Source organism: Mycoplasmopsis agassizii, from assembly GCF_002272945.1.
In the GTDB taxonomy this organism is placed as follows: Bacteria; Bacillota_I; Bacilli_A; order Mycoplasmatales; family Metamycoplasmataceae; genus Mycoplasmopsis_B; species Mycoplasmopsis_B agassizii.
On record NZ_NQMN01000001.1, the window covers coordinates 319818 to 344398 of the forward strand.

Here is a 24581-nt window from a genome sequence, read left to right on the forward strand (position 1 = left end):
TTAATTTATCATTTCTAAAAAATCTTTTTCGCTTATTATTTTAACACCTTTACTTTTTGCATTGTCTAATTTTGAACCTGCATTTTCACCTGCAATTAAGTAATTTAAATCCTTACTTATTGAACTTAAAATTTTACCACCATTTTCTTTTATTAGATTTTCAAAATATTTTCTAGGCTGTGAAAGTGTACCAGTAATTACAAAAGTTTGATTATTTAATTTATCTGTTTTTTCTTCTTCAATATAAAAATCAAAATTTTCTGTTGCAAAAAAATTCAACAGATCTTTTGTATCTTCACTTTCAAAAAAACTTTTTAAAGATGAAGTAACTATTGGACCAAAATTTTTCATCTCTAAAATTCTTTCATAATTAAAATTTAGTAAATCATTAAAACTATTTACTCCGTTTTCTTTTAGAAAATCAATTAAATCTAATGCCGAAACAACTCCTAGATTTCTAATCCCTAATGAAATAATTATTCTTGAAATTCCATTCTTTTTTGAATCTTCAATTTCTTTTAAAAAAGTGTCAACACTTTTTTCACTGTAACCATTAAATTCTAGAATTTGATCTCTATGTTCTTTTAAAAGATATAGACTTTTAATATTACTTATTAAACCTTGATCTCTAAGAAATCTTAATTTCTTTTCACCTAAACTATTAATATTCATTGCATCTTTAGAAACAAAATAAATTAGTTTTCTTAAGTTTACTTCTGGACAATTTGGGTTAACACAAAATTGATCTACAAAACCTTCTTGAATAACTAAATCAAAATTACATGAAGGACAATTATTGATTATTGGAAAATAATCAATATGATCTTTTTCTTTTGCTAGAGATAAAACCTTAGGAATAATTTGTCCCGCTTTGATCACAACTACATCATCATTGATATTAATATTTAATTGCTTAATATAATCATGATTATGAAGCGTAGAAGCTGATACAGTTGTGCCATCTAATTGTACAGGTTCTAGAACTGCATTATAAGTGATTGCGCCCGTTCTACCGACTGTTGCGAAGATATTTAATAGTTTTGTAACAACTGTTTCTGCTTCAAATTTATAAGCAATCATAGCGTGTATAAATTTAGCAGTTTGCCCTAAAGATGAATACTTATTTAAATCATTTAATTTTAAAACTATTCCATCAATTTGGAAATTACCTGCTTCTTCTACTTTAAAATCTTTTAAATAATTTTTTAATTCATCTACTTGATTAAAATTAAAAATTTTAATTTCAGGAGTGACAAAATTATTTTCTTTTAAAAATGCATTTACTTGCTCATAACTAGTTAAACCTAAATTTTTAGCATCTACTATTTCATATAAAAAAACACTTAAGTTTCTGCTTTTAGTAACTAAAGAATTTTTTTGTCTTAAAGCACCACTTGCAGCATTACGGGGATTTGCAAAATTTAAATTATCTACATCATTTAATTTATTAAAAATATCTAGAGGCATATAAACTTCGCCTCTAACTTCTAAATTATTTAGATAATTAATTTTCTTAGGAACGTTATCTATCATTCTAATATTTTGAGTAACGTCTTCACCAGTTTTTCCATCACCCCTTGTTAAGGCTTGTTTTAAATAACCATTTTCATATTTAATAGAAATAGATAAGCCATCTATTTTAGGTTGAACAACAATTTTAAATTCTGGATCTACTTTGCTGATTTTATCAAGATAATCTTGTATTTCTTCTAGGCTATGAGCCTTTTTTAAAGACACCATTTCTTTAGTATGTTTCACCTTATTAAAATTACTTTCCAATAAAGATGAACCAACATTATTGGTTGCATCATTTTCTAAATCTTTAAAAAGATGTGGATATTTATATTTTAAATTATGTAGTTCTCAAAGATTATAATCATAAACTTCATCAGGCACTAAAGATTCATCTAAATTAAAATAATGATGATCTCATTTCAAAACATCATCATTAATTTTTATTATTTTTTTTAAAATATCTTTTTCTTGTTCGCTCATTTTTTACCTTGTAACAAAGCCACTTAATAAATAATCAAAACTGATATAGTTATGTCAAAAACCACTATCTGACATACTTACTTGGGTAGCAATTGAATCAATTTTGAAGACAATAAAATAAGCTAGAAAAGCCATGAAAAATAAGAAAGTTAAATAGTCGTATCATTTAAAAGATAAACGGCGATATTTAGAACGAGCCTTATAAGGATCATAACCACGAGTTTCCATAGCAAACGCTAAATCTTCTGCTTTATTAAAACTTGTAACGAATAAAGGAATAATTAAAACAATTGTACTTTTAGCTTTTTCTCGTAGTTTTCCATTTTTAAAGTCAACTCCACGAGAAGCTTGAGCCTTCATAATACGGCGTGCTTCTTCTAATAAAGTTGGTATAAATCTAAGGGCAATTGAAATTATCATTGAGATAATTTCAACAGGTATGAATAAGAATTTTAAAGGGTAAATTCAAAACTCAATTGCCTTTGCTAAAAAGATTTGTTTAGTAGTTAAAGTTAATAAACTTGTGATCAAAATAATTGTGTAAATACGAATTACTAAAGCAACAAATTCCATAACCATGTTGTAAGTGATCGTAACTCTAAAATTACCCGAGTTACCACCACCTACTTGAACTCAGTTAGGAAAGCCTACAAATGCTGCACCTGCATTATTAGGATCAGCAATTGATTGAGCCGTAAACATGTTTAACAAAAAGACAAATAACGAGACTAAAACTGGTGTAATTAAAATTCTAAAAAAACTTTTTCATCTTTTAGTTGTCATGTAATAAACAGCCATTACAAAAAATAAAAAAAGTAAAGAAGAAACTAAGTAATTACTTAGAAAAACCATTGCAATTGAAACTGCAGTTAATAAAATTTTTAACCTTGCATCAATGAAATGTAAAGGAGTATTAATTGGTAAATAACGCCCGAAAACACTATTCATTTGTCTCTCCTTTTTTCTCTTTAATTTTCTTATTTAGAAAATCAGTTAGTTGTTCAATTTTTGTTATCTCTGGAAAATGAAGATAAGGTTTTTTTTCTTTAATTCTGTTGATTAAAGCAATAATTTGTGGAGCAATTAAGTTGTTCATTTTTAGAAAAACTTCATCATTTAAAATTCTCACAGTCGCATCATCACGAACAATTTGACCATTTGAAAAAACAATTGTTCGATGACTTCTTTCAAGCACATTATTCATGTCATGAGTAACCATGATGATTGTTTTACCTTCTTCATTTAATTTATCGAAGATACTTAAAATTTCTCTTACCCCTGCAGGATCTAAACCAGCAGTAGGCTCATCCAAAATTAAAACATCAGGTTCAATTGCTAAAATTCCAGCTAAAGCAACACGGCGTTTTTGTCCACCACTAAGAGCTAGAGGATTTTTATGTAAATAGTCTTCAGGAAGTCCAACTTTTTCTAAATAAATTTTTGCTCTTCTTTTAGCTTCTTCTTTAGGAACACCATAAGCAACTGGACCAAACATAATATCTTTTTCAATTGTGGATTCAAAAAGTTGATATTCAGCAAATTGGAAAACAACTCCAACGTGTTGTCTAATAATTTTTGAATCTTTAAATTTTTTACGAAACTTATGTTTTTGTAAAGTTACATTTTTAGAATCTATTAATGGTTGAACTTCGGGTTTTGAATTCTTAGACCCACCTAAAATTAGATTCTTTTTCTTGCGATATTCATGTTCAAAAATTCAATTAATACTTCCAGTTTCGGGGGTTAATAATGAATTTAAATGCTCAATAAAAGTTGTTTTACCACTACCTGTTTGCCCAATAATTGCCACATATTCACCTTGATTAATGTTGCAAGAAGAATCAAACAACGCTCGATATTCTAGTGGCGTATTTTTATTGAAAATGTGTGAAATACTTTTTACAATAATTTGCATAATTCCTCTACTAATTGATCTTGATCATATGTTGGTTCAATGCCGTGTAATTGATCACTAACTTTATAAATAAAAGGAGAATCAATTTTTGCTAGTTCAATGATTCTTTTGTTATTTAAAATTTCTGCAGGTGAACCTGATGCGACTAACTTACCACCTGAAAAAACTAATAATAAATCAGCCTGAATAGCTTCATCCATATCGTGAGTGATTGAAATCAAGGTTTTCAATCTTTCTTGCTGGATTTCTTTAATCAATTTTAAAACATCAGATTTACCTTTTGGATCAAGCATTGATGTGATTTCATCAAAAATAATTACTTCAGGATTTAATGCTAAAACAGAAGCAATTGCAACACGCTGCTTTTGCCCACCTGAAAGAGAAACTGGTTCTCTTTCTAAATATTCAAACATTCCTACTTTACGACTTAATTCAATAATGGTGTCATTAATTTTTTTGGAATCAATTTTTTTGTTTTCTAAACCGAAAGCAATATCATCTTCAACAGTTCCACCAATGAATTGGTTATCGGGATTTTGAAAAACAATTCCTACCTTTTCATGAATTTGGTCTTTTGTAGATGAGCGCACTTCAATACCATCAATTGTGATAGTACCACTTTTAGCTCGGTAAAGTGCAACTAGCAATTTACCAAAAGTACTTTTACCACTACCATTATGTCCTAAAATAGCAATATATTTACCTCTAGGTATTTCAAAAGTCATACCATCAATGGCATTTTTCTCTGATTCACCGTAGGCGAAGTATAGATCCTGAACTTTAATCATATTTTTAAATTTTAATACAAAAAGCAAAAAACAAAATACATTTATTAATTAATATTTAAATAGTTATTTTGTTAAAAAAATACTTATTTATAAAAAACTCCTATTTTATAAAAAATAGGAGTTTGTCTTATTTAATGATTAATTCAAAATAAAAATCTTTCTTTTCTTCGCTATATTCTAGCACCTCAAAACTGTAATTTTCTTCAATCACCATGATATCACCAACTTCGATAATTTCTTTATCTCAGTATTTTTTAATTAAGTTTAAAACAGTTTCTTCTTCAGAATGTTCAATTTCCATACCACTAGCTTCGATTAAATCAGCAACTTTACTATTACCTCAAACAAAATATTTTTCTAGAGAAACTTCCATGATCTGTTCATCTTCATCATGTTCATCATAGATTTCACCAACTAGTTCTTCAATAATATCTTCCATAGTTAGAATTCCAACTATTTCATCATTAATTCTTCCTCTAGTTACGGCTGCCATATGTGATTTTTTACTTCTTAAGATTTCTAAAGCATTATTTAAGGAAATATTTAAAGGAATTAAAGGCATTACTCTCATAAAACGAGAAATAACTTCTTCATCTTCTTCACCTAAAATATCGCTGACATGAATCATACCGACAATATTTTTATGCTCATTAATTAAAGGAATTCTTGAATAAGAAGTTTCTTTAAAAACCTTAATAGCATCTTTTACTTTGGTATTGATTTCTAAAGTGTAAACATCTTTTAATCTAACATAATGAGATAAAACTTTTTCTTTATCTAAATCAAAAGCGTTTTTAACTAACTCAGTTTCAGCGTGAGTAATAACACCTTCTTGATTAGCTAATTCAACATAGTTTTTTAAATCAATTTCCTTATTAGTAATATTTTTTTTCTTTTTAAATAACTTAGAAATACCTGTAAAAGGATAGAAAATATAAATCACAATATCTATTAAATAGACTACTGTTTTTAAGTAAATTAAAGAGTGTTTTTTAGCAGTTATTTTAGGAACTATCTCACCAAAAATAACTATTAATGGCGTTAAAACAATTAATGAAATTAAGGTAGAATAAAATTCAACACTTTCGCTTGATATATAAGTTCTGATGAATTCACCAAAGAAAATACCTGTAACTAAGGTCGTTAAAATATTGACAATATTATTTGCAATTAATAATGTCATCAATAATTGATCAAAATGAGTGAGTTGTCTTTTTACCACTTTCGCTCATTTTTTATTTCTTTTTATTTCACCTTCTAAAGAAGCAATATTGACTGAAGAATAAGCCATTTCTGAACCAGAAAAAAATGCTGATAAAATAATTAAGACTACAGTTATTGGAATTAAAATTCAAATTACTATTGACATTATCTTGTCTCGTATTTCTTGTAATTATCGCCATAACTATCGTTTGCAGTTAAAAAATTACTGTGTGATAAATCAAACAATAAATTAATAGTTCCTGTCGCTCCTGAACGGTTTTTTACAACAGATAATTCAACAACTGAATAGTTGCTATTATGTGCTTCTTCTTTGTCAGATGGCTTGCGATTATAATAATCATCACGATACATCATCATGATAATATCAGCATCTTGTTCTATTGCTCCTGAATCTCTTAAATCAGACATTACAGGTCTTTTATCAGCACGTGATTCTACGTTACGTGAAAGTTGTGCTAGAGCAATAATTGGGATTGATAATTCTCTTGCTAATGACTTTAACATGTTTGAAATTTTAGAAACTTCAAGTTGTCGATTGTCACCACCATAATTTTTCAATGACATCAATTGAAGATAGTCAATCATCACTAAATCAACAGTATTTTTATAGTATTCTTGGCGAATAATTGACTGAATGTTTATAAAGTCAGAACTATGATTAGAAGCGATATTTAGTTTATATTTTCTAAAATTATCAACTGCAATTGATATTTTAGTCAAATTTTCTGAAGACAGATCTTTAGGGTTTCTCAGCAATTTAGGGTTAATTGTAGTCTGTTTTGAAATCAATCTTTCTACAAGTTGAGAACTATCCATTTCAAGTGAAAAATACAGAACATTTTTGTTTTCTTTAGCTGCATTTAAAGCAAAATTTAAACTAAGAGCAGTCTTACCCATAGAAGGTCTAGCTGCTAAAATAATTAAGTTTCCTTTTTGTCAACCATCAGTTAAATTATCTAACTCTTCATAACCAGTTGCAATACCTGCAATATCATCGTAACTATTTCTACGATGATGAATTGACTCTAAATAATCAGCTGCTAAATCTTCAAGTTGATCAAATTCATTAAAAGAATTTAAGTCTGAAATATTAGTCAAATCATGGTTGATTCGACTAATAATTAAGTTCGAATTATCTTCGATTATTGTCTCTCTTATAAGACGAGAATTTTTGTCTAAAGAGATAAGAATTTTTCTAATATTACTTTTTTCAATGACAGTTTTAAAGTCTTCAAAAAAACGATCTGAACCGTTATATTTAATTAATAATTCATTGACATATTCTTCATTAAAATCTTTAACATTTCTGATTCTAGGATTTTGATTTAAAAGTTTTCTAACCTCGCTTTTCAAAACATCAAATGTTAAATTTTTAACATTATCTAGTTGTTCATCAAATTTTGTAATTTGTAAATAAGAGTCTATGATAGTAAAAAAGATGCGATGATTTTCAAGATAAAAATCATCGGCTTTTAAACGATGTCTAATATTTTTAGCTAGGTCGTTTTTGAAAACTAAAGAAGCAATTATATTCAACTCGGATATAGGATCACTAATGTTTTTTTCTAAATTACTTTCCATCATCTTCTTTTATCACAACTTCTAAACGAGCTTCTACATCACCAAATAATTTAGCTTGTACATAGTGGGTTCCAACTGTTTTTAGAAACACTTTTTCAAAGGTATGTTTTTCTAAATGGAAACCATGATCTGCTAATGATTTCATGATTTGTTTTGCTGTTATTGAATGGTGTGTTTCACCTGTTTCAGCATGAGCAACTTTTAATTTATAAACTAATTCAACTTTTTCAAGTTCAGCTTTTAGCTTTTGAGAATCAAGCACTTTTTGTTTATGATCTTCAATTTCTTTAATTAGTTGTTGCTCTAATTTTCTTTGGTTTTCTTTTGTATAAGGAACTGCTAATTTATTTTTAAATAAAAAATTTTGTGCATATCCAGGACTTACCTCGACAATGCTTTTTGCTTTTCCTAAATCTTTATGATCTTTAGTTAATATTACTTTCATTGTATTTCACACTCACAATCGCTTGAACGATATTATCGACAAACTTTTCTATTTCTTCATTACTTACAGCTGCTGCGGCTGCATAGTGTCCACCACCACCAACTGCTTCGGCAATAATTTGGACATTGGTTTTAATACCACGGGCACTCATTTTATAAAGTGATGGGTTAGAATGAGGAATCTTAGCAATTACAAAAACTGCTTTTCTTCCTGAAATTCTTAACATCTCATCGGCAGCAATTGAGACGATATCTTCAGGTACTTCACTAGAAGTATAACTGATAAAAAATCCTGTTTTAATTTCTTTAATATCATCAACAAGTTTTTTAATAATTTTATTATTTTCTTCACTAACTTTTAATAATTCAACAGCTTCAATTGCTGATGCACCTCTAAATTCTAATAAAGCAGCGGCATTAAAAGTAGGACCTGAAGTTGATTTTTGGAACTGATTTGTATCCATATAAATTCCATTTAATAACATTTGTGAAACAACTGCATCGTGTTTTAATTCATGCTTGATAAAACTAATAACTTCAGTTGTAATTTCACTAGCACTTGAAGCTGTTGTTTCAATGTATTGATTTTGTAGTGGACAAAACTGTACATTTTCACTAACTCTATGATGGTCTAGAACAAAAATGTTTTCAGGTTTTACCTTATTAAAGGCATTTTCATTTTCGATTCTTTTTGCTTCAGCAGTATCAACGATAATTACTAAAGTATTTTCATCACTCATTTGTGAAGCAGTTGAAGGCTTAATAAATAGGTTTTCTGGTTTACCTAAATATTTAGCAATTGCTTTTTTAGTTGTGTTATCAAAAGTTACGTTTTGAATGTAGGCTTCTTTACCAAATTGTTTTGCTAGCCAAACCATTGCATATGCAGAACCAAAAGCATCTAAATCGGCTAATTTATGTCCATAAACAATTACTTTATTAATGCTTTTTGAAGTCAGTTTATGTTCTAATAAACGGGCAACTTCTTTAATCATAGTTCGTGAATAATTAACTGAAATTTCACTTTTTGATCCAAAGAAAATTGGTTTTTGATCTTTTTGATAAATTGTTACTTGATCTCCACCACGGCTTTGACTTTGGCGCAGCGCTGATTTAGAAACTTCAAAAAGTTCACTGATTTTATACATTCCACGAGCAATTCCCATTGAAATGGTTAAACGAACATTACTTTTTAATTTAGAATTATTTTCAAGTTGTTCAATAAAATTAAATTCACTTTTAATCAGTTTTTCAATTGTTTCATTATTAGTAATAATAATGAATTTACCTTTTACATATTGGCGATAGGCAATATTATATTCTTTAACAAGGTTTTCTAATAAGTCAACAATTGTTGCTTCAATATTAAAAATTTCTTCTTCAGAAAGTACTGATTGATAAAGTTGGTAGTTATCAATTTCAATTTCACCAACTGCAATTTTTTCATCACGGTAATTAGTAATAATTGATTCTCTAACTGTCACATCTTCAATCGTAACCATGTTGTAATTATTATATCTTTTTAATAAGTAAATAACTGTAACACCATTTTTTTCACGCTTGATTAAGATATCATCTTCATCATCATAAACTAGTTGATCCTTAACTTCTGGAAAAACTTGAGCCAGTTTACGATCAATTAAATTTGAGCCTAGTTCATTATTTAAATATTCTGATGATCAAACAATCTTGGATAAAGGATTTAAAATTAAAACTCCGATTTTGTGTTGAGCAATCACTTTATCTAAATATTGGTAAAAACTACGGTTGATAAAGTAATTCTTTTTAGTTAGATAACGAATTAAAAAATATGAAAAAGCCATTACTGAAACTGCTGTTAAGATTAACGCTAAAGCACCAATTGCCACCAAGTTTGGTTGTAATTGGTCTTTAGTTATTTCAATAATTAACCAAGCAATGAATGCTCCAAGCATCGCTGCTGCAAAGACTGAAAACCCGATAATGTAGAATTTTTTCATTTTTTTATTATATAAAATATTTTGCTATAAGCCATTAAATTTTCCATTAAAGTCTAAAAAATTCTTAGTTTTAGTGCCTTTTTAAATAAAAAAATCTAAATTAGAGACTAATTTAGATCTAATCTTCAGTTTTAGTTAAAGTACAGGCAAGATTACTAAGGAATTTATGAGTAAAAATAAAGCAATTGTAATTCCAAAAAAGATTGCTGTCGATAGTCCATCACTTAAAGTTGCAAGGATGGGCGAAGAAGCTGCTGCAGGATCTCTTTTTAGTTTTAGCATTAATAAAGGAATGAAAGTTCCTAAAAATTTAGCCATAATTAAAACTAAAAACAAAGCAGTTGAACTAGCAAAAATTAAGATTAGTGCTGAAGCAGGATTTGTTATTAGAAATTGACTTGCTAAAAAATAAATAGATAAACGCACGGCATTAATTACAAAAACTATAGCACCAATAATAATGGCAACAAGTAGTTCTTTTCTATAAATTTTTCAGAGTTTAACTTTTTTAAATTCACCTAAAGCATAGGCTCTAGTAATCGTTGCAATTGATTGACTTCCTGCATTTCCTGCAGCATCAGTTAATACTGGAACAAGCCCTGATAAGATTAAGGAACTTACTCATAAGTTAATAGTTTGTGATGAAACATCAACAAACACTTGAATCAAAATTTGTGAAAAAGTTGAACCAATTAATAATAATGCTAACCAAAAAAATCGACTTTTTACAATGTCAATAATTTTGGTTTTTAAATAAGGTTTTGAAGCATCTTCAACTTTAATCCCTACTGCTTGATAAATGTCTTCAGTCGCTAATTCACGAGCAACATCAAACATATTTTCACTATCGATAATTCCAACAAGTTGTTTTTCTTTATTAATAACTGGTAAAGCAGACATATTTTGTTGTCCATATAATTGCACTGCTTTTTCTAAACTATCAGTGTCATAAACACCTTCAACAACAAATAATAAATCACTTATTAAGGTGTTTTTATTATTATCTTCATCAAAGATCATATCCTCTAAAGTAACTGCTCCAACTAGTTCTTTATTTTCATTAACAACGAAAAAATAATGTCCAATTTCTTTATCACCAATGTAATCTTTTTTAATTTTATCTAAGGCATTTGCAATTGTATCATTATCATAAAGAATTGAAATTTCAACCTGCATAATGCTACCTGCTTGTTCATCATCATACTTTAAAATCTTGGCAACATTTTCTGCTTTTTCAGTATTTTCTAAACGCTTTAAAATAATATCTTTTCTTTGGTCGTCTTCATCAAAAAAATCAAGTAAATTAGTGATCTTAATTGCAGTCATTGCTTTCAATAAATTTAATGAAAATTCTTCACTAAAATCAAAGAATAATTCTGCCTGAATTGACTCATCAAGTTGTTCAAAAATATCAGCAGCTAAATTAATTTTTATGATCCTTAAAAAAGTAATTTGGACGCTCTTATTTAGATTTAAAAAGGCGTCTTCAATTGCAGCATCTGAAAGTTGTTCAATCAATAAATTTAATTGATTTTTATTTTGTCTTTTTATAAAAATTATGAACAGTTTTGCTAGTTCATCTTTTTCTAAATTGATTCATGATTCATCAAATAAATTTGTTTTATTTAAATTAAGAACTTTTGTATTTATTTTTTTTGTTTCAATTTCTTTTACATTTTGCATGATGACTCCTTTCTAATTATTTATGATTGTAAATTGCACAGCAGCAGAATCAAGAGCTAAAAATAATCCTATAATTAAAGCATAAAAAATAGCAATTGAAATGGTATCTAAAATTGTTGTAATTAAAGGTGCTGATAAAACTGCAGGATCTTTTTTGAAAAAGATAGCGACTAAAGTTAATCATGTTCCTAGGAATTTAGATAAAACTAAAATTAAAAATAAAACTAATGAAGAAACAAAAATAATTACTAAAGTATTGTTTCTAGAAGTAACGAAATCGCCCGAAATTGCGAAGTAAATGGATAATCTAATAATATTTACTACAAATAATAAAGCACCGATTATGAGCCCTATTTTGACTTCCCTAGCAACTATTTTTTTACCTTTAATTCCTTTTAATTCACCTAAAGCAGCAGCCCTTGAAATGGTAACCGAGGATTGGCTTCCTGCATTACCAGCGGCGCCACTTAAAATTGGTAATAAAGAAGTAAGAATTGAAATTGAAACTCAACTTCCTAATTTTTGATCAACTACGTTTGAAAAAACTTCAATAATGATTTGACTAAAAGTTGCAACTATTAAAAGTAAGACAATTCAAAATAATCTACTTTTAACAATACTTTTTACAGGTGCTGAAACATATTCAAAAGTTTCAACATCTTCAACTTTAACACTCGCACGTGAATAAATATCTTCACTTGCTTGCAATTCAATTTCATCAAACATGCTTTCACTAGTTAGAATTCCAGATAAATAATTGAAGTTATTTACAACGGGAATTACTGACATATTTTGCTTAGCAAAAAGGTTTTGACTTTCTTGAATTGAATCGGAAGTTTTAGCTGCATAAACTTGAAATTTATGATCCTTAACTAAGTCGTTTCTAGGGTTAAAAATTAAGTCTTCTAAAGTGATTGCTCCGCTAAGTTTTCCTTTGTCATCTGTGACAAAAAAGTAGTGTCTTAAATCCTTATTTTTTCCATATGCATTTTTAATTTTTCTTAAGGCATCTTTTAAAGAAATATCTGACTCAATTGAGACAATATCAACAGCCATAATACTTCCAACTTGATCATCTTCAAATTTTAAAATTTCATTAATTTTTTTACGCTTTTCTTCATCCTTAACTTTGGCTAAAATACCTGCAGTCATTTCTGAAGGTAACTCTTCAATTAAGTCGGAAATTTCATCACTTTTTAATTCATTAATAATTTCTGAAGATAAATCATCTGCAAAATTTGTTAACAGTTGTGCTTGTACATCAATGTCTAAATTTTGGAAAATTTCAGCTGCTTGTTTGGTTAATAAGAATCTAAAAAAAAGCACCTGAATAATGGGTTTCATTATTAGGATGCTTTCATTTATTTTACTTAAAGGCGTAATATTTACTAATTCTCTGAGATCATTAAAATTTCTCGTTCTTACTAATTTAGAAAAAGATTCAGCAAGTAAGGTTGAAGCATCGCTTTGTTGCTCATCGGAACCTAATGATGTCAAGGGAATATTTGTTTCAATATTTTCTTCATTGTTATTAAATTCATCTTGAAAATATTGCATATTATACACCCCTATTCTTTTAGTAATTTTACTAATGATTCTTGGAAATTGTCAATATTTGTTTTATTAAAAATTCCATTTTTAGTAATGGTTATGTCACCTGTTTCTTCTGAAACAACAATTGTAGTTGCATCAGATAATTCACTAATACCCATTGCAGCACGGTGGCGAGCACCATAACTATTATCAACAGATTTACGAGTAATTTTATAATATGTGGCAGCATAAAGAATCTTGCTGTCACGAATTATGATAGCACCATCATGAAGTGGGCTATTTTTTTGGAAAAGAGCAATTATTAAACTGCTACTGATGTTGGCATCAATGATGACACCATCTGTTCTTAAGTTATCAATTTGATCATGGTTTTCAATCGTGATGATTGCTCCAGTTTTAGTTTTAGCTAATTGAATAACTGCTTCTTTAACTTGGTGAATTAAACGAATTTTGCTACTTTTTCCTAATTTAGAATAGCGACTTCGTTTAAACATTAAACGATATAACATTTGCCCATAAGGCGTTAATGTTAAGACTAAAACAATGGCTAATAAAGCAAGAGTAACACTTCCAAATATGATTACAAGTGTTTCTGTAGGCATATACTAAGCTAAAAATCCTGTTGATAAACCAATTGCTAATACGATTAATAATGCAATTAAAGAAAGTAAGAAGAATGTCTTAGCTAGCAAGTATCATGTTTTAGTTTTTAGACCTCAAAGTTTTTGATTTCCTTCATCAGGTTTTGCTAAAACTACTTCTTCAGGTTTTGCACTATTTTCTTTTAATTGTTGTAATTCATTATTTGAAATTAATTCACGAGTGTTATCTACTCTAACGTAATTTCTTTCATTAATGATTTTCTTTTGATGTCTTGCACGCTGAATAATTTCATCATCATCTGGAAATTCTTGTTCGACTTCATCAATAATAATTAAAGCAGTTTGATCATCGACCGTAATTAATGATTCACTTTTGTCAAGGCGATCTTTGATTGCTCTTCTTCTTTCTAATTCTCTTAATGTAGCTTCTGCACGAAGTAATCTTTGCATTTGCTCATCATCAATAGTTGTTGTTGAAGAGTGATCTTGAGGTTCGTGATGTTCAATTAAAATTTCACGAGTTGCTCTTAATTCTTCTAATTCAGATTTAGTATTTTCGTGTGCTTGAACTTCTGATTCTAAACGTGATAAATCTAAAATTTGTGTTTGTCGAATTTCTTCAACTTGTCTTTCAGCTTGCATTCTTGATAAACGTTCACGTGCTAATTTTTCTTCTAACTCACTAACTTTTTCTTTTTCATCATTTAATAAAACAGTGGTTAATGAATCTTCAACTTTAACAATTTTTTCTTTGACTACTTCAACTTCTTGAGTTAGAATTCAAGGTTGCTCTTGTGATTTTAAAAGTAGTTCTTGAGTTTGTTGTTTTTGTAAATCTAGTTCATTTTCAGCTAGACTTCTTCTTGCCTTTTCTTCTTGAAGTGCTTTTTCACTTTCAATTAAACGGCGTTCTAAAGTTGATGTATGACTGTTAACGTTTTGAATTTCTTTAGCAAGTTTAGAATTTTCTTTTTCTTCTTTTTTAAGGCGTTTTTCAAGTTCTGATTTTTCAGCTTCTCAAGTGCTTTCTTGAGCCTTTAATTCTTCACGTAATTTACGTTCACGTTCTTGAAGAAGTTTTTTTGCTCTTTCTTGTTCTTCTTTAGAATCATCACTATCAATTAGAATTTGATCATGACCTTTTGCTGATTTAACACTCTTAATTGTACGAACAAATTTTCCACCCTTTTGGAATCAAAGATTTGCATTCAGGTTTAATTTTTTAAAGTGCTCAACAGCATCTTTTTGATGTTCAAATTCACCTGTTGGGTTTTCATTTGCTTTCTTTAGGGTTCAGATATTTTTTCATTTAATATCTGGATTTTTACCGTCATTTTCTCTTAATGTACAGTATCATCGTTCGAATTTAATTTTTTCTGTTGCCATATTTTCCTCATTCTTAATATGTTTTGACAAGGATTGATTTCTATAGAAAATCTATAGCATTTTCCTTGCTTTTACTATAATTTTAATTTAAATAAATTAAATATAAATAAAAAAACTCATTAATTTTTTTAGAATTTATTTTTGGATAGAAAAGTATAGAAAAAATCTGTTTCTCAGTAAGAAACAGATAGAAATCTATATAAATTGACTGAAATTTATTTCTTAATCAACGTAGGAAGAATCGAATTTTCCATATGTTTTCTTAACATCCAAGACACGAACTCAGATTTGTGGGTCAAAGTTCTGCATATCTCTGATTAAAGATTTAGATTCAAAGAAATACATTACTGTAGAAATTTGATAAGTAGGTAACTTTGTATAACCACTTTTATAAGTTTCAATTCTGTATGAATGTCAGTAGTTGATTCTGTTGAAGAAAGAAACTAAAATCTCTGGTTTATTTGTAGAAATTTCTACATTGACCTTTTTATATTTAGGATAGAAAAAGTTCAAGACTGCACTAGAAATTAAGACTATCATCGCCGTTGTAAATAACTGAATTGCTAAGAAATTTCTTAAGCCAACATCTATTGAATTATGTGAATCTCAACGGATTCCTGCATAGATTATAAAGTAAACTGCTACTGTAGAAAAGGATAGAAGTCTTAATAAAGAACCAATACTTTTTTGATATTTAACTGAATAGAAATAAGAAATTATGTCTGTACCTGCTGTAGAAGAGCCTGCTTGTCAAAGAATTGCGTAAACAACACCTGTACCTAAAGAACCTATTAAACCATAAACTACAATTGGTCAGTTATCATTTCCTTGAGCAGTTTCTAATGATCAAGAACCTGCTAAATCAGTGATGCGATTTATTCAATCTAAAATCGGTTCAATATTTAAAATTGAACTTCATAAAACAGTTGTAATTAAATAGGTTCAATTTAAAATAATAAAAGTTGGTTTAATTTTCTTATGGAAAATAATCATTAGTGGCATATTACTGATTAAGAAAAGTAAGCCATAAAATGGTTTTAAAACCGGAAAAATAAACATCAATAAAGTTGGTATTCCAGCAACACCTGATGGGATAGTTTCAGCCCTAGTGATAAAGGCGATGATGATAAAATTTAAAACTAAAGAAGCAATAAAGATTTTAAAAATACTTCATCTTTTAATTGCCACAATATCATATCAAGGTAATTTTTCAATATCACTTGAAGAGTATGTTCCTGTGTATCAATCAGTATTTGATTCAGGGCGCAATAATTTTGAAAGTCTAATTCTCTTTTTTTGTTCAATACTACTTTCAGTTTTATAGTGGGTAGTAACTTGATGTAAATCAATTAATTCACAACTATATTTTTCACCTGTGTTTATGATTTTATCATCGTTTTGGATCTGATTTTTTTCGTTCATTTTTAACTCTAAATAAATTTAGCACAAATTTATTTTTAATCAACAAAATTGGAATTGAATTTTCCAAGTGTTCTTTTAACATCAACCATTTTGATTCAAACTTCAGGACTAAAATTTTGAATATCTGGAACTAAAAAGTTGGCTTCAAAATAATACATAACAGTTGTGATCTGATAATTTTTTTGATGGTTACGACCACTTTTATAAGTTTCGATTCTATATGGATGTCAATAATTTATCTTGTTAAAAAAGATCTCAATTAAGTTCGGATTATCTGTTGAAATTTCCACATTAATTTTTTTGTACTTTGGATAAAGTACATTTAAAACAAATGTAGCAATAAAAACAATTGCAAAAGTTGTAATGATTTGCAAGACAAAAAAGTCTCGAAGATAAACAGGTTCAGGTGCACTATTTGTTAAGTTTCATCTAACTGAAGCATAAATAATAAAATATAAAACAACAGTTGAAAGTGAAAAAACACGCATGATTGAGCCGACAGATTTTTTATATTTAACTGAAATATAATAACTGACTAACTCAGTTCCTGCAGTTGAAGCACCTGCTTTTCATAAAATTGCATAAGAAATACCCATCAAAATGCTACCTAAAATTCCATAGACTAAAATTGGTCAAGAATTTGTATAACTAGCAGTTACGACATTAATACTTCAATCATTAGCAAAGTCTGTGATATTTAATAAAAAGTTTAATACTGGTGTGATATTTAAAACACTACTTCATAAAACTGAAAATAATAAGTAAGTTCAATTTAAGAGTGTGAATGAAAGCTTAACCTTTTTATGAAAATAAATCATTAACGGGGCATTAACTAATAAGAATAAGATCCCAAAATAAGGTTGTAACTCTGGCACTAAAAACATTATTAATGTCGGTATCCCTGTTACTCCTGAAGGTAAGGCTTGTGCTCTAGTGATAAAAGCAATAATAATTACGTTTAATAAAAACGCTGCAAAAAAAATCTTTAAAACGTTTCACTTTTTAATCGCTAGAATCATGTATCAGGGCAATTTCTCAATTTCACTTGAAGAAAAACCTTGCGAATAATAAATTGAAGTATTTTTCTTATGTAATGACGATTTTAATCTAGTAAAAAAGTTGGGTTTCTTGTTTGAAGAAACCTCTTTTTTACTAATTAATTCAAATTCTTTGTAAGGGCTATAATTGTCTCAATTATGCTCTTGATCTTGTTTTTTTTCTTGATTCATAAAAATTCACCTTCTATTATTATTACACTATTTAAATAAGCCTGAAATTTTTTTCACTTTTTTCAGTTTCGTGATTAAAATAATCATAATGAAAAAAATAATCATTTACATTGATTTTGAATCAATTTCCACCCCTTTTAATTCAGGACTTAGACCTTTTAGTAAAGATAATTGATTACCTTTTGCTTACAGCATGGGTACTTATGTGAATTCAAAAACTAAAGGTGAAAAAGAATGAAAAATAATTACTACCATGATCGACTTTTCAAGATTATCTGATCAAAATTCAATTATTCGTGAAGTTAGAAGATGTTTGATGAATGATTTAAAAAAATGATTTGGTCGAGTTGATGAAGAACTTTTATTTTTCAAAGGTTTTGCCCCTGCCTTAGAAAAGAAAATTTTGGCTCAAGTAATGCCTTTATCAAGTATTGAATCAGTTTTTGAATTTGATAATATTAAACTTTCACTACTAACTAAAGAAAGTAATCGAGCTAGTTATTTTCCTTATTTAAAATCACTAGTTAAAGAAAAATTTAATGAAAAAACTATTAAATCAATTCGCCTTAATCAAGATGGGGCTTTAGCTGCTTATGCAGGTGCTCTGCTTTATTCTCAAAGCCGTAATATTTTTAATCGTTTTTACATGGAATTTGATCATGAAAAATTACTTGAAGAATTTTTAACTTATTCTGAAGAAGATGTGCAACGCATGCGCTATATTGTTGATAATTTTGAAAAAGTAAGCGAGCGAGCACAGCGTATTTTAAAAATTAGAACTTATCGTGAAGACCATCGTGCGCAAGCAAAAAGATTAGAAAATCTGCTTGAACATCTTAAATCTTATAACTTTCCAGTTGATATTACAATTGCTGAATTATACGAAATTATTGAAAGTGACATTGCTGTAAAACGTTCTTTAGTTGATAAATTGGCAACTAAAATCGAAGAAATTGTCTAGTTATTAGCACAAGCAAAAAGATTTTTGCCAAACTACTTTTAAAACCCAGAAAAAATGAAAAAAACGCCTTTTTAGTGCTCTGATTGTGCAAAAAGTCGTTTTTTTATTAATTTTGCTTTAAAAGTGCTATTATTTTTTTATATCTATTATTGATTATTGAAAGAGGAAAAATGAAAAAATTCGACGTTGTCGTAATTGGTGCAGGTCCTGGAGGATATACTCTAGCTGCACAACTATCAAGCAATGGTAAAAAAGTTGCCTTGATTGAAAGAAACAAGTTAGGTGGAACTTGTGTTAATATTGGATGTATTCCAACAAAATCACTAATTACTTCTGCACGTAGTGTATTAAGTATGAAAAAAGCTGCAGATTACGGTGTTAAAGTTGCTGACTTTAAAGTACTACTTGCTAAGATCGCTCAAAATGCTGCCGATGTATCTGCAAAATTAAACGGAGCAATCGCAGGTGCTTTAGAAGGTGCTAAAGTTAAAGTTTTCCAAGGTAAAACTGCTAAATTTTTAGATGATAAAACTATCGATCTAGAAGGTGAAAAAATCACTGCTGAAAAATTTGTTATCGCAACAGGGTCTAGATCAAGACAATTTAAAATTACTAACTCAGCAAAAGCTGCAGGAACAGGAAGATTAATTCATTCAACAAGTGCAATTGCTTTAACTGAATTACCTGAAAAATTAGTAATTATTGGTACAGGTGTAGTTGCTTTAGAATTTGCTTTCTACTTTAGTACATTAGGTTCAAAAGTTATTCTTTTAGAATATGGACCAAAAGCAATGCCTGCTTATGATCGTGATTTAGCAAATGAAATCGAAAAAATGCTAAAACAAAATCACGTAGAAATTTTTACAGATGTAAGATTCAAAGAATTTGATGATGAATTAGATTTAGTAATTGAACATGGTGGTAAAACTTTAAAAGTTAAAGCTGATAAATATTTTGCAGCCGTAGGTCGTTATGCTAATAGTGAATTAGCAAACGGTGTTGTTGAAATCGATGAAAGAGGAAATATCGTAGTTGATGAATTCTTAAGAACTTCAAAACCACATATTTATGCAATGGGTGATGTAACTGGTAAGAAAATGCTTTCATCAGTTTCATACAAACATGGTGACCAAGTTTTCCAACACATCATGGGTCTAAATGTTGATAAAGTTAATGTTGATCACATCCCTTCAAGTCTATATTTAAGTTTAGATGTAGCAAGTGTTGGTAGAAATGAACAACAACTTGAAAAAGATGGTGTTAAATTTGAAAAAATCGTGGTTTCATCAGGACAATTACCTAGATTACATGCTGAACAAAATACCAGTTTTGGCTTTATTAAATTACTAGTAGATCCTAAAGAAGATCGCTTATTAGGAGCACACTTAATCTTAAAAGATGCTTCATTATTAATCAATACTTTAGCATTAGCAGTTAGTGGAAAAATTAAATTACATGATCTATTTACAATTGGTCATACTCACCCAACTGTTTCTGAAGGTATTTACTACGCTCTTCGTGGGCATTACTTAAAAAAATAATTTTTAAGTAATCATAATATGAAAATTAAGTGCCTAATTAGCACTTAATTTTTTTTATTTGTGTGGTTTTTGTAAGAATTTTCATTCATTAAAATCAAATTCTGAAAGCTTATCTTTTTCAACTGGAATCATGAATGAAGTTAATCTATCAGGTACACTCATTCTTATAGCAGGAGATGAGCCATGAAAGTCACCTTTATTACTTGTTGGTACTCAACCCCATTCTAAATTAATAGTTTTATTATTGATATCTACATTGTATTTAGATATTTCAACACCACCATCTAATCTAGATTCACCTTGAATATTATAAAAAAGAATCTGTGAAGCAACATCTTTAATAAATAAATATGAGTATTTGTCAAAATCTAATTTGTTTTTAATATTTTCATAATTAAATTTCGATGATCAAGGTAAGTATTCTTTTTCTAAATCTTCATGAGATTTTTTATCACTCGATAATTCATTTAATTGGTTTAAATAATTTTTATAAACTGTTTTGCCTTTTTCATCTAGTCTTAAGGATGCCTTTAAATCATCTTCATTTTTTATTAGACTAACTGATTTTTGATAACTAGGATCGTATTTTTGCATCTCATCATCTACAAAATAAAGATTTGCATTATAGTTATTAGATGATTTAGGAAATGTTCTAGTAAAAGTTTGCTCTTGCTTATAGTTTCATTTAAACTTCGGTATAAAATACGTATGATAGTCATTAGGATCATAGTGTTTTTTAACTCAGTATTTATAGACATCTTCTGAATCTAAACCTTTTTCTTTTTGAAATTTTTCCATATCAGCATGATATTGTTCATTTGTCTTTAAGATCACTTCGCCATTACCTTTTATTATTGGGTAGTTATCGGCTTTGAAATTTGTGATATCTCCAGTTGTCATTATTCAATTACTAAATGTAAAGTTTGGATATCCATACATATTAAATTGAAGATAAGGTTTATTATCAGATGTTTGCTTCTCGTAGAGAGCAGAATCTTTTTCAAGTTGTTTAACCTTAAAATCGCTAGAACTACATGATGCTAGTGCAATTACTCCTGAAGAAGCAATAAAAGTTGTTAAAAGAATTAATAATTTCTTAATTATTTTAGATTTTTGAACATTTAAAATTGACATTTTAGTCTCCTAAATTTTTCTTTAAAAATAGTAATGTTTTAATTATTTAATAGAAATAATTTGCAATACCTTCTTTGATTAAAATTTTACTTAAAGTAAAAATTAGGAAGACATAATTAGTATAAATATTGCAAAAGCATAATTAATAAAATCTAAAGTGGTATAATTTAATAAGCATTAAAAAATAGGCTTTAAAAGCCTATAAATAAATATTTTCCTTTGTGTTTGATCTTTTGATCATTTCTTTTTAGATGTTTTTAAAACTTAAGAGCAGCATCTGCGATGCGATTTTCATAAGGTTTAATTTTTTGATCTCTAGTCAGTTTTTTCTCAGGTGAACCTCCAACGTCCATACCTTCTAATAATGTAACTGAAACATCAAAACCGATAAATTCAAGAGGAATTTTTACTGAATCGATCATATGTTTTTTAATATCTTCTTCAGGAATTGAACCCATTGTAATTAAAACGTGTGCTTTTTTACCCACGAATTTTCCTGCTGAAACTGTTTTTTGTTGCACAGCATCAAAAACCATGTTAAAGGTTTTACGTGCAATTGTAATACGATTAATTAAAGAAATAAAAACAGGTGAAGGTTTAAAGTTAATTGTACTTGTTGCAAAAACAACCTTGTCATGTTTATTAAAAATTTCAATATATTTATCAGCAACGCCGTCGCCATAATAATCTAAAAAGTTTTGAGATGTTAGGTTTTTTTCTAAAGCAACATCTTCATTTAAATCCATCACAGTAATTTCATCTTCAGGATTTGTGTGTTTGTAATTAGTTATAAAATCATCAAGTGCTAACGTTGAAGCACTTGTAGTTTTTCTAATTGGGCTTGTGTATAAGACTAGTAATTTATTCATAGGTTAATTATGCTACTTTTATTTCAAATTTGCAACTAAAATTAAAAAACATGAAAAAAGGGCTTAAAACTGCAAAAAACTATCTTTTTGATAAATATTAAAAAATTTTTGAATTCTTGTGGTAAATAAGCAAAAGAAAAAATATTTTTTCTATACAATAGGTACTAAATGAATAATTTATTTAAAAAAATTAAGCAAAAAAATGCTGTTGAAAAAGATTTAAAAAAGAAGAAAATTTCTTTTATCAGCACAATTTTTATAGTTATAGGTTCTTGTATTGGTGCAGGAATTTTTTTCAAGTCTCAATCAATCTTAAATAATTCTTCAGGCTCATTAGTATTAGCAATTTTTTCATGAGTTTTAGCAGCTTTTACAGTTATAGCAATGTCATTTGCTTTGATTGAGGTAGCTTCATCAGGAGTAAATAGTAACTTATCAATTGTTGCTTGAAATAAAGCATTTAACTCTAATTTTATTTATAAGACAAGTAAAAACTTTATTGTTTTTATTTATCTGCCTTTAACAATGTTTGTCATGCCAATTTATTTTTTCCAGAGTTTGCAAGATTCTTATCAGATGTTTTCAGGTGCTGAAACGGCGAATTTAACTGATAATTGAGATTGATTAATAGCAATTGCTGTCACAATTTTTTTAACTTTTTATTTCTTAATTTTTTCAGGTTTATTTGCAAAAATCGGAAACTTACAAAACAAAATAATTTTTATGTTTAAGTTTATTCCCCTTGTTTTAGCAATTTTAATGGGTTATATTTTACTTTCTTCAGGTGCACAATCTAGTGCTCAAGCTAATGTTAATTTTACTAATATAAAAGACTTTGTGGCTCAAGGAAACTTATTAAGTAATTTACCTGGTTTAGGAATTTTTGTGGCTTTATCAGCAATCTTTTTTGCTTTTGATGGTTTTTATGTTTCAGCAGGAATTCAAAGCGAAGTAGCAAAACCTAAAAAGACACCTTTAGCAATTTTAATAGGATTAATAGTGATTACAGTTATTTACCTTTTAATTGCAATTTCGATGTCAATTGTAGGCGACGGAACTGTTACAGGATTTTTAGATGTAGCAGTTTCTATAGGTTGAAATGTTGAAACTATTAGAATAATTTTAGGAATTACAAATGTCTTAATAGCAATTGGTGTTCTAGGTATTTTAAATGGATTTTCAATGTGATTCCCACGTGTTATGGAAGATTTAGTTAAAAATGATGAGTTTTATTTCAATGATTATTGAAAGAAAAAAATCAAATCAGATAAACCTGTTGTAGGAGTTATTTTAGCTCTACTTTTATCAGTTCCAATTATTATAGTTTTTTCAATTATAGGAACTTTTGCATATCATTCTAACGGCTTAGAAGTCTATGGGCAAAACATTTCTAAACTATATAGTTTTACAGATTTAATGTCTTCTTGAACATCGGTAATAGTTTTTCTATTTATTGTTTTCGCAATTTATGGAGCCTTAAAAAATCGAAAAACTCAACATATAAAAGTTGAGCAATTTAAATATTTTAAACCCTTTGCTTATGTTTCAATAATTCTTGTTGGGCTCTCAATGTTAGTCACAGTTGTCGTTGCTTTCTTTGATTTATTTTTAATTCCAGCAATTGCAAGTGAAAATTTAACTAATGAAATTTTAACTTCAAGAATAGCTTCAGTAATTGTTTTAATTCTTTTTATAGTTATTTCAATTGCCCCAATTTATATCGAAAAAAGATTTAAGAAAAACACCACACACGTTATAAACTAAACATGTTTCCTGGTGTTTCATTTCTTTCAAAAATTTCAAAACCTTTTTTTCTAAATTTAATTTTTATTTCATAAACATTAGGATTTAGGCTCTGTTCTAAAATTAATAAATCATCAAAATATTCTAAATTAGCAAAAGGTAAAATTCCTGCACTAATTAATTTTATTGCAGTTTTATCTCAAATGATAGTTACATTGTTTGTAACCTTATCTTCATGATTTAATTCATCTAAATTTTTTAAAATTTCATTTGTAATTTGAAATTTAAAATTATTAATTTTTTGTAATGTATTAAAATCAAAAAAATCTTTATCACCATTTGTATAAATTAATCATGAGAATCTAGTTAGATCTAAATCTTTTGACATTAGTTCTAAAGTGCCGTATTTTGCGTATATTTCATCATCTTTTCGATCAATATTTAACCTGTAAAATCCAGGCACGATTTGGTAAAAAGATTTTCATTTTCTTATTTTAATTTTAATCATATGTTGCTTCTTTTAATTAATTT

Annotated in this window: 20 protein-coding genes; 3 read left to right on the forward strand and 17 right to left on the reverse strand. The window is 28.0% G+C overall.

What is annotated here, in order from left to right; translation table 4 throughout:
* From ligA to CJF60_RS01290, 14 genes are all read right to left on the reverse strand, one after another.
* Positions 1 to 1995, reverse strand: a complete 1995-nt coding sequence (ligA, locus tag CJF60_RS01225; RefSeq protein ID WP_084231855.1) for an NAD-dependent DNA ligase LigA — start codon at positions 1993 to 1995, stop codon at positions 1 to 3.
* 3 nt (positions 1996 to 1998) lie between these two features.
* On the reverse strand, positions 1999 to 2943 hold the full coding sequence (locus CJF60_RS01230; RefSeq protein ID WP_084231856.1) for an energy-coupling factor transporter transmembrane component T family protein: 945 nt from the start codon (positions 2941 to 2943) through the stop codon (positions 1999 to 2001).
* On the reverse strand, positions 2936 to 3910 hold the full coding sequence (locus tag CJF60_RS01235; protein WP_084231857.1) for an ATP-binding cassette domain-containing protein: 975 nt from the start codon (positions 3908 to 3910) through the stop codon (positions 2936 to 2938). Before CJF60_RS01235 ends, CJF60_RS01230 begins: the two co-directional genes overlap by 8 nt.
* On the reverse strand, positions 3895 to 4698 hold the full coding sequence (locus tag CJF60_RS01240) for an energy-coupling factor transporter ATPase (protein WP_084231858.1): 804 nt from the start codon (positions 4696 to 4698) through the stop codon (positions 3895 to 3897). Before CJF60_RS01240 ends, CJF60_RS01235 begins: the two co-directional genes overlap by 16 nt.
* Before the next feature lie 127 nt (positions 4699 to 4825).
* Entirely contained in the window at positions 4826 to 6067 is a 1242-nt protein-coding gene (locus CJF60_RS01245; RefSeq protein WP_084231859.1) for a hemolysin family protein, read from the reverse strand.
* Entirely contained in the window at positions 6067 to 7503 is a 1437-nt protein-coding gene (locus tag CJF60_RS01250) for a replicative DNA helicase (RefSeq protein ID WP_159444189.1), read from the reverse strand. The genes CJF60_RS01245 and CJF60_RS01250 overlap by 1 nt, the downstream gene beginning before the upstream one ends.
* On the reverse strand, positions 7493 to 7948 hold the full coding sequence (gene rplI / locus CJF60_RS01255) for a 50S ribosomal protein L9 (RefSeq protein ID WP_084231861.1): 456 nt from the start codon (positions 7946 to 7948) through the stop codon (positions 7493 to 7495). Before rplI ends, CJF60_RS01250 begins: the two co-directional genes overlap by 11 nt.
* Positions 7929 to 9926, reverse strand: coding sequence for a GGDEF domain-containing protein (locus CJF60_RS01260; RefSeq protein ID WP_084231862.1), 1998 nt, complete (start codon positions 9924 to 9926; stop codon positions 7929 to 7931). The genes rplI and CJF60_RS01260 overlap by 20 nt, the downstream gene beginning before the upstream one ends.
* Before the next feature lie 135 nt (positions 9927 to 10061).
* Complete coding sequence (gene mgtE, locus CJF60_RS01265; RefSeq protein ID WP_084231863.1) at positions 10062 to 11609, reverse strand: magnesium transporter; 1548 nt, start codon at positions 11607 to 11609, stop codon at positions 10062 to 10064.
* A 12-nt stretch (positions 11610 to 11621) separates the two neighbouring features.
* Positions 11622 to 13166 (reverse strand): magnesium transporter, encoded by a 1545-nt coding sequence (gene mgtE, locus CJF60_RS01270; RefSeq protein ID WP_143823374.1) that lies wholly within the window; start codon positions 13164 to 13166, stop codon positions 11622 to 11624.
* An 11-nt stretch (positions 13167 to 13177) separates the two neighbouring features.
* Positions 13178 to 13765 carry a diadenylate cyclase gene (locus CJF60_RS01275; protein ID WP_084231865.1) on the reverse strand — a complete coding sequence of 196 codons (588 nt, stop codon included), beginning with the start codon at positions 13763 to 13765 and terminating at the stop codon, positions 13178 to 13180.
* 3 nt (positions 13766 to 13768) lie between these two features.
* Entirely contained in the window at positions 13769 to 15151 is a 1383-nt protein-coding gene (locus tag CJF60_RS01280; RefSeq protein WP_084231866.1) for a coiled-coil domain-containing protein, read from the reverse strand.
* 222 nt (positions 15152 to 15373) lie between these two features.
* Complete coding sequence (locus tag CJF60_RS01285; protein ID WP_084231867.1) at positions 15374 to 16573, reverse strand: YitT family protein; 1200 nt, start codon at positions 16571 to 16573, stop codon at positions 15374 to 15376.
* 35 nt (positions 16574 to 16608) lie between these two features.
* The gene (locus tag CJF60_RS01290; protein ID WP_084231868.1) at positions 16609 to 17802 is read right to left on the reverse strand and encodes a YitT family protein; all 1194 of its coding nucleotides are present in this window, start codon (positions 17800 to 17802) and stop codon (positions 16609 to 16611) included.
* A gap of 88 nt (positions 17803 to 17890) precedes the next feature.
* Here CJF60_RS01290 and CJF60_RS01295 point away from each other — a divergent pair, with 88 nt between their 5' ends.
* Both CJF60_RS01295 and CJF60_RS01300 read left to right on the forward strand, forming a co-directional pair.
* Positions 17891 to 18763 (forward strand): hypothetical protein, encoded by an 873-nt coding sequence (locus CJF60_RS01295; protein ID WP_084231869.1) that lies wholly within the window; start codon positions 17891 to 17893, stop codon positions 18761 to 18763.
* 170 nt (positions 18764 to 18933) lie between these two features.
* Positions 18934 to 20304, forward strand: coding sequence for a dihydrolipoyl dehydrogenase family protein (locus CJF60_RS01300; RefSeq protein ID WP_084231870.1), 1371 nt, complete (start codon positions 18934 to 18936; stop codon positions 20302 to 20304).
* A gap of 54 nt (positions 20305 to 20358) precedes the next feature.
* Here CJF60_RS01300 and CJF60_RS01305 read toward each other — a convergent pair whose 3' ends face one another.
* Together CJF60_RS01305 and CJF60_RS01310 are read right to left on the reverse strand one after the other, a co-directional pair.
* Complete coding sequence (locus tag CJF60_RS01305) at positions 20359 to 21438, reverse strand: hypothetical protein (RefSeq protein WP_084231871.1); 1080 nt, start codon at positions 21436 to 21438, stop codon at positions 20359 to 20361.
* A 257-nt stretch (positions 21439 to 21695) separates the two neighbouring features.
* Positions 21696 to 22307 carry an NAD(P)H-dependent oxidoreductase gene (locus CJF60_RS01310; protein WP_084231872.1) on the reverse strand — a complete coding sequence of 204 codons (612 nt, stop codon included), beginning with the start codon at positions 22305 to 22307 and terminating at the stop codon, positions 21696 to 21698.
* A 168-nt stretch (positions 22308 to 22475) separates the two neighbouring features.
* Between CJF60_RS01310 and CJF60_RS01315 the strand changes: the two genes are divergently transcribed.
* Positions 22476 to 24071 carry an APC family permease gene (locus CJF60_RS01315; protein WP_084231873.1) on the forward strand — a complete coding sequence of 532 codons (1596 nt, stop codon included), beginning with the start codon at positions 22476 to 22478 and terminating at the stop codon, positions 24069 to 24071.
* Here CJF60_RS01315 and CJF60_RS01320 read toward each other — a convergent pair.
* Positions 24061 to 24558, reverse strand: coding sequence for an MPN499 family protein (locus CJF60_RS01320; RefSeq protein WP_084231874.1), 498 nt, complete (start codon positions 24556 to 24558; stop codon positions 24061 to 24063). The two genes, CJF60_RS01315 and CJF60_RS01320, sit on opposite strands and share 11 nt — an antisense overlap.
* Between the last annotated feature and the right edge of the window lie 23 nt (positions 24559 to 24581).